Source organism: Mammaliicoccus sp. H-M34 (assembly GCF_022386495.1).
Lineage (GTDB): Bacteria > Bacillota > Bacilli > Staphylococcales > Staphylococcaceae > Mammaliicoccus > Mammaliicoccus fleurettii.
The window spans coordinates 390,968-404,506 of record NZ_JAJNIK010000001.1; the positions used below are offsets into that span (position 1 = coordinate 390,968).

Below are 13,539 nucleotides of genomic sequence, written 5' to 3' on the forward strand. Positions count from 1 at the left end.
ATTATGAAATGTTATATAACAACTGGTACGTATCATTTTCTTCATAATATTTTAAAGAAATATCCAGAGGAAGACATCCATCATTATACTAGACAAGATACGACGGTGCTTATTCATGAAACAACTGGTAAAACAGTTTTCGCACAACCAAGAGAATATCAAGTCTTAGAATCAAAAGGAAAATTTATAAATCATGAATTTTTAGCAGTTAGCTACATTCCTGTATCTGATGAAATGCAACATCGATTTGAAAATCATTACGTAGATATTGATGGACAGTTTGATGACTTTGAAGGTTTTGAATCATTTAGATTGCTTAAGCCTAGAAAAGGCGATACTTACATGATTATAGTTGGTTTTGATTCAAATGAATTATATGAAGATTTTACTAAATCATCATTTTATGTAGAATATTTCTCTAGAGACGCTACAAGAAAATTCTCTGGTGCAGAACAATATTCAACAGCTAATTATACAAAATATTGGTATAGACCTGATGAAGATGAAGAAGAAGAAGTATAAATAACAAACAAAGAGGCTGAGACAATTAATTAATTTGTCTCAGCCTCTAATTATTAGTCTCTTAGTAATTCCTGATGTTTTTTAATCTTTTTAATAGATGAATCGATTGTTAACCAACCTACTATAAAGAATAAAATAACAAAGTAAATTGCTGTAGGGAATTTAACAATATATATAATTGATAAAATGACAGCAAGTATTATCATCATATTATTTAAGAATTGATGATATCCCTTTATTACTTGATGTTCACTTACTGGCCAAACTTGTGGCCACAATCCATAAGCTTGTTGTTTATAGAATTGAGAGAGTTGTAAGATGAGTAAGTACATTATTAATGCTCCGAGTATTGCAGAAATCACCGATTGATCTATCCACCAAATAAGTAATAACCCGATAATTAAAAATCTCAAAACGATAAAGAATGCGTCTTTACCTCTTGCAAAACTTCTTATAAACAAAAATTTATACATATAATCTTGGTTGAATTTTTTTGAAGCTGGTACTTTTAAGAATATATCTAAATACCTTCTTCTGACTGTTCTTTCATTTAACACTTTCACATCAGTAAACATATTTACGAATTTGTAATAATTCATTTTATGATTATGCTCGATGGATATCAATGTCTCCCATTGATAAAATGTATCTCTATTCATTATCTCCATTAATATTACTAACGCAATTAACATTACGATGGTCAATATACTAGACATCAACCCTACTTTCAATGTTGTGTAATATCCACTTGCGTATATTATGAATAGAACGATGTTAACACTCCACATTTCTAGTCCGTATTTTAACCAAAACCATTTTATAACTAATCCAAACAACGGAAATATAAAGCTCAAAATTATAAGTGTGATGTATAAATAAAAATCATTAACCATTAATTTATAAAATAACGGCAATCCTATCACAAGAATAACAACCGGCAAATAAAGTCTGTTTAAATAGCTATAAGTTATCGCTTTTTTTATATATACTGATAAATGTTTTTCAAATGGTAATAAATATAACTTATCAGCTTCTCGGAACAAAGTACGTAATGGAAAAATTGAACAAACAGACAACATAATAGAAATAATTAAATGATAATTTATATTTTGTGGAATATCTTTTAGCCAATTACTATAGCCTAACGCAAATGCTCCAAGCATTATTGTTATAAAGATTAAAAAATGACCATTAAAAATAAATTTATTATATTTAAGTTTCTCTAAAACTTCTTCTTTTTGTCTAATGTTAAATAAACTTTTAGCATCATTCATAATTGTCACCTTGCGTTAAATGTATATAAATGTCGTCCAATGTTGCGTTTGTTAGACCCGTTTCTTTTCTTAACTCATCTAAATTTCCCATAGCAATCAGTTTACCTTGATGCAATATAATAAAACGATTACAGTATCTTTCAGCAGTTGCGAGTATATGTGTCGACATCAAGACTGAAGAACCTTGATTCCGTCTTTCTACTATTAAATCTAACATCGTTTGAATACCGAGTGGATCTAGCCCTAAAAATGGTTCATCTATAATATATTGTTTTGGTTCTACTAGAAACGCACACACGATCATTACTTTTTGTTTCATACCTTTTGAAAAATGTATTGGAAATACTTTTAATTCATTCTCAAGTCTTAATCTTTTTAATAAAGGCATAGCTTTTTCAAGCGCTGTTTCCTTATCTATCCCGTAAGCCATTGCCGTCATATATATATGTTCTTCTAATGTTAATTCATCATATAAAACAGGACTTTCAGGTATATATGTAAGATTTCTTCTATATACTTCTATATCTTCTTTTATATCTATATTATTTATGGACATCTCACCTTGTTGTGGTGTTAATAAACCTAATATATGTTTAATAGTTGTACTTTTCCCAGCACCATTTAATCCTATTAATCCGACAACTTCATTTGGTTTACATTCGAATGAGATATCATGGATAACTGCTTTTTTACCATATCCACCTGTTAAATTGTTCACTTTAATTGTCACGTGAATACACCTCCAAAGTATATTGTAGCATGTTCCTATTGATACATTCATTAAATAATATCTTTACTGTAAGATGATACTGCTTGCATGATATAATAAAGTTAATATTTACATAGGAGATGATATTATGTCAGAAACAGTATTCAGCAAAATTATCGACGGAGAAATTCCTTCTTACAAAATTTATGAAAATGATTATGTATATGCCTTCCTAGATATATCTCAAGTTTCTAAAGGTCACACACTTCTCATACCCAAAAAAGCATCACCTAATATTTACGAAACCGATCCTGAAACGATGAAACATATAGCAGAAGCACTACCTATTGTCGCTAACGCTATTAAAAAAGCTTTCAATCCAGACGGTTTAAATATCATTCAAAATAATGGAGAATATGCTTCTCAATCTGTTTTTCATATTCACTTCCATTTAATCCCGAGGTACAAAGAAGATATAGATGGTTTCGGTTATATTTGGAATACAAATGAAGACCGAATAGATGATGATAAAAAAGCAGAAATAGCAAAAAGTATTCAACAGCAATTATAATTCATTGCATATATTTAAGCTTATAGGGTATATATTTAAGTAAGAGAAATCAAGGAGGATTATTATGAAATTTTCAAGATTAGCTATTGGTGTTGGTGTAGGACTAGTTACTGGTTTTACAACAGCAATATTAAATACAGATCGTTCAGGTGATGCATTAAAGACAGATTTAAAATCAACTACTGATGGATCTAAAATCCAATTAAATGAAATTAAAGACAATGCAGTTGAGATTAAAAATTATGTATTAAAAACAAAAGATGAAAGCCAAATTGCTATTCAATCTTTAAGTGAAGAAGTAAAAACAATGATAAATGAATTTAAAGCTGATATTAACCCTAATATCGAACAAATTCAGAAAAACATTGAAAATATAAGCAATCGTGGAAATGAAATCCAAAAAGAAATCCAAAATACTAAACTTCCATTTCTAAAAAAATAGAAAACGTGTTAAAATTATTATATTATTAAAGTGTTATATGTAAGCATGATACATCAGTATCATGCTTTTATTATACTATCAAAGGGGGATTTAACTATGACGAACGAACGGGACATGATAGAAAAAATGTTATTCACTCATAAAGTTTCGCAATTATCTAAAGCTTTATGGAAGACTATTGAAAAAGATTGGCAACAGTGGATCAAACCATTTGATTTAAATATTAATGAGCATCACATTCTTATCATTATAAGAAGTTTGGATGAAGCAACCATTTCTGAAGTGAGTAAATATGGCGTGATGCACGTTTCCACGGTTTTCAACTTTGCTAAGAATTTAGAAAAACGTGGTTATTTAACTATGCCAAAAAGCCAACACGATAAACGTACGACATATTTAGAATTAACCGACAAAGGGCTTGAAGTTTTAAGAAAAACATATGTAAGTTATACAAATGATACGAATAGATTATACGAAATTGCAACTGATTATGAAAAAGTTATGTATAATATGCCAGAGTTTACTGATGTAAAATATATTGTTGGTCAAATATATGGTAGCGACTTCATAAATCATATAGAACAAAATCATGAACAATTAAGAAAATATCTACTTGACGAACGCTCTGAGGATGATGCATAATATCAAGATAAATCATAACTTAGAAGGTGACATATCTTATGTTTGTTTGTTCTAAATCAATCAATATACATTCTCGGTACGGACTACAGAGAATTGTATTAATTAGTGCTTTAGTATCATTTTTAACATTTATAGTCACTTACGAAATATTTAATTATATACAAACTCAACCATTAAAGGACGATAAGTTTATTTTATTCTTATTCGTCCTTTGCTTAATTTATCCAATCCATAAATTATTGCATTTGATTGTACTCATTTATTATCGTAAGTCATTTAAAATGAATAAAACGACTAAGGCGAAACGTGCATTACCACTATATAATATTAGAGTGGATCAACCAGTTAACAAAATTGTATTTTGCTTTGCACTTGTATGTCCTTTGATTACGTTAACTACCCTATCACTTGTGTTAATAAATATTATTCCTCAATACGGTCATTACATTCTCTTTATAATGTCTATAAATATTGGTATATCCATCATTGACTTACTATATTTGAAAATTATTTTATTTACAAAAAGAGGAACTTATATTGAAGAAAGAAAGAACGGAATTGAATTGTTAACAAAACGTTCACTGGATACGCAACAATTATAGATAAATTTTTGTAATTAAATTACCAAATATGCTATATTTATCATTGTATTCTTACAAAAGGAGTTCTATTAATGAAATCAATTAAAAAAATGGTGTTACCTATAACACTTTCGGCATCAGTATTAACTTTAGGCGCTTGTGGTAACGGTTCAGACAACTCTGGAGACACTTTAGTAGAATCTAAAGCTGGTAATGTTACTTCACAAGATGTTTTAGACAAAATGGGTAATAATGAAGTAGCCCAAAATGCATTCCAAATTGTACTTAACAAAGTCTTAAAAGATAAATATGATGACAAAGTTGATACTAAGAAATTGGATAAACAAGTTGATAAACAAATCGAGCAATATGGTGGTAAGAAAAAATTTGAAGAAGCACTTCAACAAGAAAAACCTGGAGCAACTTTAGAAGACTTTAAAGATTCTCAAAAAACTTCTAAATATCAAGAAGAATTCATCAATGATGCAGTAAAAGTTTCTGATAAAGAAATAGATAAAAACACTAAAAAAGGTTCTCATATCTTAATAAAAGTTAAATCAAAAGATTCACAAGATGGTATGAGTGATAAAGCAGCTAAGAAAAAAGCTGATGACATACTAGCTCAAATCAAGAAAAACCCAGATGACTTCGAAAAAATTGCTAAAAAAGAAACACAAGACGAAGGTACTAAATCTAAAAACGGTTCACTTGGTTTCGTAATGAAAGGTCAAATGGACGAAGCATTTGAAAAAGCATTATTTAAACTTAAAGACGGTGAAATATCAGACGTTGTTAAATCTCAATACGGTTATCATATTATAAAAGCCGATAAAGGCGAAGCAAGTAAAAAAGAAAAAGAGAGCCTTAAAGAACAATATCGTCAATTGAAAATTCAAAAAGATCCTAAAATTATCATTAATGCATACAAAAAATTATTAGATGAATACAAAGTAGATTACAAAGATAAAGAAATTAAGAAATCTATAGAAGATAACATTTTAAACGAAAAAGCATTACAGCAACAACAAATGCAAGCAGCACAACAACAGTCTGCTAGCTAATAGTACACAAAAAACCTCATTATTGAAATGAGGTTTTTTTGTGTATAAATATAGGTTCTCTTGCTTACACTTCTACTGACTTGTGTTAACATAGGCAAACTTACTTACACTTCTACTGACTTGTGTGAATACAGATATCCTTACTTACACTTCTCTCCATTTGTGTGAATACAGATATCCATACTTACACTTCTCTCCATTTGTCTGAATATAGATACCCTTGCTTACACTTCTCTCTACTTGTGTGAATACAGATACCCTTGCTTACACTTTTCTCCACTTATGTAAATATAGACACTTAAGATTAATTGTCTTTGACATAAATGTCCTAGTATTTTAATGAGAATCATTTAACTAACTCTTAGAAACACCTGTTTTCTATATAAAAATAGATATTCCCAACGATTTTGTAGTGCGGACGCCTGAGGGAATAGTATGTGTGAGAGACTACTGGCTCGAGCCATACCCCTAGGCAAGCATGCGCAAACAAAATCGTGAGATTTTATAAAAATAGTTATTAGTAGTGATTTTGTAAGTGCTGACGCCTGAGGGAATCGTATGTGTGAGAGACTACTGGCTCGAACCATACCTAGGCAAGCATGCACGAACAAAATCGTAAGATTTTTATAAAACTAGTTTATTGGTAGTGATTTTGTATGTGCGGACGCCTGAGGGAATCGTATGTGTGAGAGACTACTGGCTCGAGCCATACCCCTTGGCAAGCATGCACGTACAAAATCGTAAGATATAAAAAATAAGCATATCACTATAAACTTTAAAAAATCAGTTAAGTGATATGCTTATTTATTTTGAGCTAGGAAATATGCTCCAGCCTCTAATATTATTAATCCAAAGATTCTGGTTTATAAAATTGTCTATTTTCTAATGCAAAGATTCGTTCTGTAAATTGACCTTTATCTACTTTTTTAAGGTGTTTTTCAAACATCATCATTCTAGCATCAATATTATCGATAAAGTGCAATATCTCCGCTTCTTTAACCATTGGCAATTTTGGTGATCCATATTCTAATTTACCGTGATGACTTAACACTAAATGTCTTAGTAATAATACTTCTTCGCCTTCTATATTATGCTCTTTAGCTACTTGTGATATTTCATCACTTACTATTGAGATATGACCTAATAAATTACCTTCTACTGTATAAGTAGTAGCGACTGGACCTGATAGTTCTTTTACTTTTCCTAAATCATGTAAAATAATACCACTATATAATAAACTTCTATTTAGTATTGGATATATATCACACAATGCTTTTGCTTGTCTCAACATTGTTACAACATGATAACTTAATCCTGAAACGAAGTCATGATGATGTGAACTTGCTGCTGGGAATGTGAAATATTCTTTTTGATATTTTTTAAGTAATATACGAGTTATTCTTTGTAGTTTAGCATTTTCAATATCTAATAAAAATGTCATAATTTCTTCTGACATTTCATCTATTGTTAATGGCGCAGCTTCTAAAAAGTTTTCTAATTTTACACCATCTTCTTCTGCTGCTACTCTAAACTGATTTATTTTCATTTGTTTACGACCACGATAATCTATAACGTCGCCTTTAACTCTTACAATTGTCTCCGGTACAAGTAGTTTAATATCTTCAGCTGTTACAGTCCATACTTTAGCTTCAATATCACCACTCTTATCTTTCAAGTAAAGTGTCATATAAGGCTTTCCTTGGGCTGTTACTCCTTGATTTGCACGATGTATTAAGAAATAGTGGTCAACTGGATCTCCTGGCTTTAATGTTTCTATTGTTCTCATTTACTCTTAGCTCCTTCTATTTTTGTCAGAGTTATTGTTTGCTTTTGAGGTACATTCTGATCTTTATTACATGTAAAGTAAAGTATTTGAATATCTTCTGACATACTCATTAAATATTTAATCATAATTTCTTTACGGTGTTTATCAAAGTGAACAAATGCATCATCAACTATTATTGGGAATGGATAATATTTATGCAATGATTTTATAAGGCTAAATCTAAGCGCAATGTATAACAATTCTTTTGTAGACTGACTTAACTCTGTTGGATGGAATACTTGACCATTTTGATGTCTTACTTGAACATTTTGTTCTTCATAGATAACTTGAGTATATCTGCCTTCAGTTAATGTATTTAAGATATCTGTTGCATCTTTTACGACATAAGGTAATCTTTTATCTTTGATTTGCTTAATATGCGCTTCTACTAAGTTTTGTAAATAACTTAACGCTGCCCAATCATTAGCAGTTTCATTAACTTTATCTTTAAGCAAATGATATTCATGTCTTAATGCAGATAATGTTTCATCAGTTTCCATGTGATTAATTTTAGCATTTAAATCACTAAGTTCAGCTTGTACATTTAAATAATTATCATTGTATTCGTCTACTTGAAGTTCTAATTGATTTCTTTCATTTTCTAAATCTGTTTTAGTCATATAACTAAGTTGAGTGTTTTTATCATAATCATAATTTTGATTATTTAGTAACGCTGTTAAATAATCAAATCTCTCCATGTCTTCATTATAAGAAATATATGCTTTATAATGACGATAATACGCTTCTTCATCGACTACATTAATGTAACTAAATAGTGAATTTATGACGTTGTTATTTTCGTCCAATCTTTCTTTTAATGCATTAATTTCATTAGTTAATAGTGCTTGTTGCTCAACATTTCTTGATTGAATATTAAATTCTTTTTGATGTTCATCTAATGCTTGTTTTACATCGTGGAATAATGAAATCTTTTGGTAGTGTAATCGTGCATGACTAACAATACTTTCTGCTTCACGATAGAACGCTTCAAGATCCGAATTCTTTTCATCTCTTAATTTAGTTAATCGATTAATCTCTAATCTATTTTGTTTAATTTTCTTAATTGTTGTTAATGCGTCGTTTAACAACTGAGATGATAGTTGATTTGAAACATGAATACTAGCTTTAGTTTCTTGTAATGCACTTTCTTTATTATCAATAATTGCTTCAACTTTTTCTAATTCTTTCTTCAATTCAGACTGCTTTGAAGATAAAATTTCTTGTGACTGATAATAACCTTCCAATTCTTGTCTGATCTTCGTTTGTTCATCTAAGTTAAAATCTAAATCATAAAATTGTTTTAGATGTTTAACTTTTTCCTCTAATTCGTCAATTTCTTTAGAAAAAGCTTGGTCATGGTCTAAATCTTTTGATTTAATAAAGAATGATAAAACGACTAATATTATCCCTACAATTGCGAAAATGCCACTAAATAAAACTTGAGAAGCAATGAATGCATATATTGCGATTGCGATTAATAATAAACCGCCTATTACTGAAAATAGTCGATATTGCTTACTTCTTTTTTCACTTTCTTCTTTTTGCTTAATGAAACTTTCTTCCATTTTTTTATAAAGTGACTTCTTCTCACCTAGTTCTAAAGCTTTTTGATTATAAACTTTCTTTTGTTCATAGTTCTCATCAGACACTAAATCGTTATGTAGTCTATCGATATTGTTATTATATCTTTCTCTTTCAATATCAAGTTGGTTCATAGAACGTTTAATTTGCTCACGTTCTGCTACATTTTCTTCTTTAATTCGATTCACTTCTGCAATATGTGTCTTCATAGCTTCAGATGTATCAACATCTAAATATTCATCATTCCAGCCGATATCTTGGCGTAACAACTCGTTATCTCTTTCAGAATCATCAATTTGTTTATTTAGTTGTTTTAATTCTTGCTGTTTTTCTTTAATATCCGATTCACGTTGTCTAATACTATTTAAGGCTTTTTCATCTCTTTCAGACATGACTTTTACGTTATCTAATGTATGTACTACTTGTGCAAGCTTTTCATTTCTTAAGGTTAAGTCTCGCTTAATACTTTCATTAGAACGAACTGCAGATTCATATCTTTCAATACCTTGTTCAGGGAATTCATAAGGTTCAATATTTAAATTACTCTCTAGTTTCTTCCATTCTACAACTTCATTATGTAAAGATATTTCCTTTTCTTTACTTGTTAATCTATTTGTAAGATTTCCAAGATTATCTTTTAACTGATTAAGTCTTCTAGATATTTTATCTCTTTCATCTTGTAGTCTTTCATATTCAGATAGTTTCTTTTCTTCGTTTTTAATTTTAATTTCTAAATCGTTTAATTGTTCTAACTGAACATTTAATACAGGATTCTTACCGTTCTTTTTGTAAAGCGCTTCTTTTTCACTTTGCATCAAATCACTCATACCCGTAAATTCAGTTGATCCTAAAGCACCAGCTTGCAATAAATACATTTGAAGTTGATCTTCAGTTAAATTTTTATGAATATCTTGCAACCCTAATACATTAAATGAGAATATTCCTTGGTATGTTTTTTTATTTATAAAATTAATCTTTTGTTTGAGCCATTCTTCGTCTTTTATTTTACCGTTTGCAAGATACACTTTGACGTCACCTGTTACACGGCCTTTAACTCTTTCTACTTCTACTTTTTGTCCATCGAATTCAAGTTCTAATTTACCACCATACTGATTACCAAGTCTTGGTTCTAATCTTGGCTCATTCTCTTTTTTTGTTGGAAAACCAAATAGTATTGAATGTATAAATGCTTGAATAGTGGACTTACCTGCTTCGTTCTCACCATATATTTGCATAAAACTTTGATCAAATTTAATTTTTCTAGACATGAGTTGGCCATAGCCATAAATTTCTAAGGATTTAATTTTCATCGCTTTAACCTCTCATTCTTCTTTTTAAAATAGCTTCCCCACGTTCAATTAATGCTTCTTTATCTACATCACTGTATGGATCTAAGAAACGATTTGCTTTAGGGTTCATATATAAATCACTTAATGCATTTTCAAGAATTGTTTCATCTTGTAAAATATCATCGTTAAATTCATTTGCTAATGCAACTTCAGAATCTTGTTCAAAAAAGACATTCAGTTGTTCTATAAAAATAAAGTTTGTTTGATTTTCTTCATATTCTTGAATGAGCTGTATCACTTGATTGATTTCATCTTGTTTAAGTACTTCATCGTGTTTAACATAAACATCTAATTGGTAAAATGCTTTACCTTCAGTGCGTACGCTATCTTTGAATTTTTGAATTGCTTCATATAAAGCATGTTTACCTTGAGCTTTAGTTTCTATTATTGCTTTTTCAAAACGTATGTACTGGGTTGGTTTAAAAGTAGCCTGTAATTTAGATTCATCACCTTCAACAAGCAAATATCCTTTTTCACCTTTTTCTTTAAAGTGACGAGCTTGTATATTACCTGAATAATGTATTTGAGAAAGTTCACTAATCATTGCTCTTTCATGTATATGGCCTAATGCCCAATAATGGTATAACTTGCTATTTAAGTCTTCAATATTAAATTCAGTATATCTTTTCTTTACGCCTGAAGCTTGCGAATAAGTACCATGTAATACACCAATATGTATACCTTTATTACCGGTTGATTCAGGATATTCATCAACTTTATTTTCATAACTTTGATCTTTTTGATAACTAAATCCGTGTAAATAAACAACTTGACCATTTCTAGTGATCAGTTGATATGTAGATACTTTATCAGTAAACACCGTCACATTCTCTGGCCACATAGTATGAACACCTACAGATAATGGATCATGGTTACCATGTATAATATATACAAATATTTGTTCCTGCTCTAGTCTAATAAACTGCTCTCTCAAAAACACTTCTGCTCTAAGCGTTCTATTATCTTGATCAAATAAATCTCCTGCAATAACAACAAAATCTACTTGTTCTTTAATAGCTTCATCTACAATTTTTGTAAAGCTATTATATGCACTTTGTTTTACGTCGTTTAAAATAGAAGGGCTTAAATAATGTCTAGACTTAAATGGACTATCAAGGTGTAAATCCGCGCAATGTATAAATTTAATCATATACCTAACCTCTTTCAATTTTAGCTCATTCTTAATTATTTTATTCAAGCTCAAACAATAGAATAATCAGATTTTATAAAGACTTTTAATGCTTTAATTTTACCATATTCCAAGACTATACGATACATTGGACGAACAAGAAAGCAGACTTACGACAATAAAAAAACCTTATTAGATACAAGATTGTATCTAATAAGGTTCACAAGAAAGATAATATATTAACCTTCTTGGTTTTCTTCAAGGCTACCATAGATATCTTCTAATGGTCTCATGATTACACGGTTTAAATCTTGAATTAATTGACTCATAGCTTGTTCAGCTTGCATTAATTCAGCGATTGTTTCATTTTGTTCAATTTCTTGAGCAGATTTTTGAGCTCTAGCGATATCTACTTCTGAAATTTCTTCGCCTTGCATTTGTTTTGTTTGTAATTCTAATTGAATTTCACGGAATTCATCGAATAATTTTTTAGTTTCAGGATTTGCATTAACTTTTTCATATTGTTCTTTAATTTTGTTATATTCTTCACTTTCACGTAAAGTTTGTTCTAGTTCATTTGCTTTGTCGTAAATGTTTACTTCTGCCATAATAAATTCGCTCCTATATTAAATAAATGTATTAGAATATCAATTCCAATAATACTGTATCACACTTCTACTTCTTATACAAAAATAGCGATTATTCCTTGTAATAATCCAATAATTCCACCTAATACAAAACCAAGTAAAGTGATTAATTTTAATTCTTTATTAGAAATTTCGATAACTAATTTTTCTAAGTAAGATAATTCAAATCTGTCAATTTGACCTTTTATTAATTCGGCTAATTTCATTCGTTCTAGTATCAAACTAATATTGTCTCCTACTTTACGAATCATATACTCAATAAATCTCTCAGTACCTTCACCTTCCATATAAACGAATAAATTTGGTACTAACTCGTAAAGAGGTGTATTTAAATAGCGGTTAACATTAATAGAATGAGTTAACTCTTCAGCAATTAATAATTTAGCTTTGTCTTTCCTTTCACTTGTTAGCACATCTTCTAAAGGTTTAGACATCCACTTCTCATATTGTTTTTGGACTTGTAAATCAATCATCTTTTCAATTTTTTCTTGTTTGATGACATTTTTAAGTTCTTTCTTTACTCTATCCACTATCTCTTCGGTCGTCATAAACATTTGTATCATACCGACCATTTTTCCTTTTTGCTCAAAAAATTCTTCTACCATCGAATGAATATCTTGCTCCCCTTTTTCAGAAGATAAATATTCATCAATTTTAGTTAAAATTTCTGGTGTCACACGATTAACTTGTTGACTAAGTTGTTCAAATATTTCAATTGGTATCAGACTTTGAAGTTGTTCATTTTTATGAGTTTCATAATATTTATCAACTTTTTGTTGAATTGTAGTGTTAAGCGTATTATTAATTTTTTCTTCTAGCGGATAATCAATTCTATCTACAAAGTGTTGTATAGTATACTTTTTCTTTTTCAATGTATCAAATTGAACTTTAATGGTATCTTCTAGAACATGTTGTGTACTAGGATTAACAAGTTTCTCTTTAAATACTTCTGGAGTGAGAAGATGCTTTGTAACCATTTCTCCAACTTTTTCTGATAATTCGTTTCTTCTTTTCGGTATTAAACCTGGAGTGAATGGCAATTTATAACCAAACAGTCTTTTTTCGTGGTAAGGATGGAATAACATTTTAATTGCAATAAAATTTGTGAATCCACCTATTATCGCACCAATTACCATCATGCTTATAATTGTTAAAATTGTTGACATTGGAATTCTCCTTCTAAAAAAGCTACTTCTTTAGAATAAT

13 protein-coding genes are annotated in these 13,539 nt (G+C 29.5%); 6 read left to right on the forward strand and 7 right to left on the reverse strand.

Features of this window, described 5'->3' with window-relative positions; translation table 11 throughout:
* The first annotated feature begins 3 nt into the window (after positions 1-3).
* Positions 4-522: an antibiotic biosynthesis monooxygenase family protein gene (locus LQ608_RS01980; protein ID WP_239749339.1), complete on the forward strand. Its 519-nt coding sequence runs from the start codon at positions 4-6 to the stop codon at positions 520-522.
* Positions 523-575: 53 nt separating this feature from the next.
* On the opposite strand, the gene ecsB is transcribed toward LQ608_RS01980, so the two are convergent.
* Together ecsB and LQ608_RS01990 are read right to left on the reverse strand one after the other, a co-directional pair.
* Entirely contained in the window at positions 576-1,796 is a 1,221-nt protein-coding gene (gene ecsB / locus LQ608_RS01985) for an ABC transporter permease EcsB (RefSeq protein ID WP_239749340.1), read from the reverse strand.
* Complete coding sequence (locus tag LQ608_RS01990; RefSeq protein ID WP_345773095.1) at positions 1,789-2,526, reverse strand: ABC transporter ATP-binding protein; 738 nt, start codon at positions 2,524-2,526, stop codon at positions 1,789-1,791. The genes ecsB and LQ608_RS01990 overlap by 8 nt, the downstream gene beginning before the upstream one ends.
* Before the next feature lie 127 nt (positions 2,527-2,653).
* Here LQ608_RS01990 and LQ608_RS01995 point away from each other — a divergent pair, with 127 nt between their 5' ends.
* From LQ608_RS01995 to LQ608_RS02015, 5 genes are all read left to right on the forward strand, one after another.
* Complete coding sequence (locus tag LQ608_RS01995; protein ID WP_239749342.1) at positions 2,654-3,076, forward strand: HIT family protein; 423 nt, start codon at positions 2,654-2,656, stop codon at positions 3,074-3,076.
* A gap of 64 nt (positions 3,077-3,140) precedes the next feature.
* Positions 3,141-3,518, forward strand: a complete 378-nt coding sequence (locus LQ608_RS02000) for a YtxH domain-containing protein (RefSeq protein ID WP_239749344.1) — start codon at positions 3,141-3,143, stop codon at positions 3,516-3,518.
* A gap of 96 nt (positions 3,519-3,614) precedes the next feature.
* A complete protein-coding gene (locus LQ608_RS02005; protein WP_078357617.1) occupies positions 3,615-4,160 on the forward strand; it encodes an HTH-type transcriptional regulator Hpr in 546 nt (181 codons plus the stop codon).
* Positions 4,161-4,198: 38 nt separating this feature from the next.
* Positions 4,199-4,762 carry a DUF3267 domain-containing protein gene (locus tag LQ608_RS02010; protein ID WP_239749345.1) on the forward strand — a complete coding sequence of 188 codons (564 nt, stop codon included), beginning with the start codon at positions 4,199-4,201 and terminating at the stop codon, positions 4,760-4,762.
* A gap of 71 nt (positions 4,763-4,833) precedes the next feature.
* Positions 4,834-5,802: a peptidylprolyl isomerase gene (locus LQ608_RS02015; RefSeq protein ID WP_239749346.1), complete on the forward strand. Its 969-nt coding sequence runs from the start codon at positions 4,834-4,836 to the stop codon at positions 5,800-5,802.
* An 844-nt stretch (positions 5,803-6,646) separates the two neighbouring features.
* On the opposite strand, the gene yhaM is transcribed toward LQ608_RS02015, so the two are convergent.
* The 5 genes from yhaM to LQ608_RS02040 form a co-directional block, all read right to left on the reverse strand.
* Complete coding sequence (gene yhaM / locus LQ608_RS02020; protein WP_239749347.1) at positions 6,647-7,588, reverse strand: 3'-5' exoribonuclease YhaM; 942 nt, start codon at positions 7,586-7,588, stop codon at positions 6,647-6,649.
* The gene (locus tag LQ608_RS02025) at positions 7,585-10,518 is read right to left on the reverse strand and encodes an ATP-binding protein (protein WP_239749348.1); all 2,934 of its coding nucleotides are present in this window, start codon (positions 10,516-10,518) and stop codon (positions 7,585-7,587) included. The genes yhaM and LQ608_RS02025 overlap by 4 nt, the downstream gene beginning before the upstream one ends.
* Positions 10,519-10,522: 4 nt before the next feature.
* Positions 10,523-11,707, reverse strand: coding sequence for a metallophosphoesterase family protein (locus tag LQ608_RS02030; protein ID WP_239749349.1), 1,185 nt, complete (start codon positions 11,705-11,707; stop codon positions 10,523-10,525).
* A 218-nt stretch (positions 11,708-11,925) separates the two neighbouring features.
* Entirely contained in the window at positions 11,926-12,294 is a 369-nt protein-coding gene (locus tag LQ608_RS02035) for a YlbF/YmcA family competence regulator (protein ID WP_078357623.1), read from the reverse strand.
* Between the two features lie 74 nt (positions 12,295-12,368).
* Entirely contained in the window at positions 12,369-13,499 is a 1,131-nt protein-coding gene (locus LQ608_RS02040; RefSeq protein WP_239749350.1) for a DUF445 domain-containing protein, read from the reverse strand.
* Between the last annotated feature and the right edge of the window lie 40 nt (positions 13,500-13,539).

Bases quoted from the DNA above. Each gene is read 5' to 3' on its own strand.
- LQ608_RS02010 (WP_239749345.1), top strand. From the start codon at position 4,199: ATGTTTGTTTGTTCTAAATCAATCAATATACATTCTCGGTACGGACTA.
- LQ608_RS02040 (WP_239749350.1), bottom strand. From the start codon at position 13,499: ATGTCAACAATTTTAACAATTATAAGCATGATGGTAATTGGTGCGATA.
- LQ608_RS02015 (WP_239749346.1), top strand. From the start codon at position 4,834: ATGAAATCAATTAAAAAAATGGTGTTACCTATAACACTTTCGGCATCA.
- LQ608_RS01980 (WP_239749339.1), top strand. From the start codon at position 4: ATGAAATGTTATATAACAACTGGTACGTATCATTTTCTTCATAATATT.
- LQ608_RS02005 (WP_078357617.1), top strand. From the start codon at position 3,615: ATGACGAACGAACGGGACATGATAGAAAAAATGTTATTCACTCATAAA.
- LQ608_RS02000 (WP_239749344.1), top strand. From the start codon at position 3,141: ATGAAATTTTCAAGATTAGCTATTGGTGTTGGTGTAGGACTAGTTACT.
- LQ608_RS02035 (WP_078357623.1), bottom strand. From the start codon at position 12,294: ATGGCAGAAGTAAACATTTACGACAAAGCAAATGAACTAGAACAAACT.
- yhaM (WP_239749347.1), bottom strand. From the start codon at position 7,588: ATGAGAACAATAGAAACATTAAAGCCAGGAGATCCAGTTGACCACTAT.
- ecsB (WP_239749340.1), bottom strand. From the start codon at position 1,796: ATGAATGATGCTAAAAGTTTATTTAACATTAGACAAAAAGAAGAAGTT.
- LQ608_RS02030 (WP_239749349.1), bottom strand. From the start codon at position 11,707: ATGATTAAATTTATACATTGCGCGGATTTACACCTTGATAGTCCATTT.
- LQ608_RS02025 (WP_239749348.1), bottom strand. From the start codon at position 10,518: ATGAAAATTAAATCCTTAGAAATTTATGGCTATGGCCAACTCATGTCT.
- LQ608_RS01995 (WP_239749342.1), top strand. From the start codon at position 2,654: ATGTCAGAAACAGTATTCAGCAAAATTATCGACGGAGAAATTCCTTCT.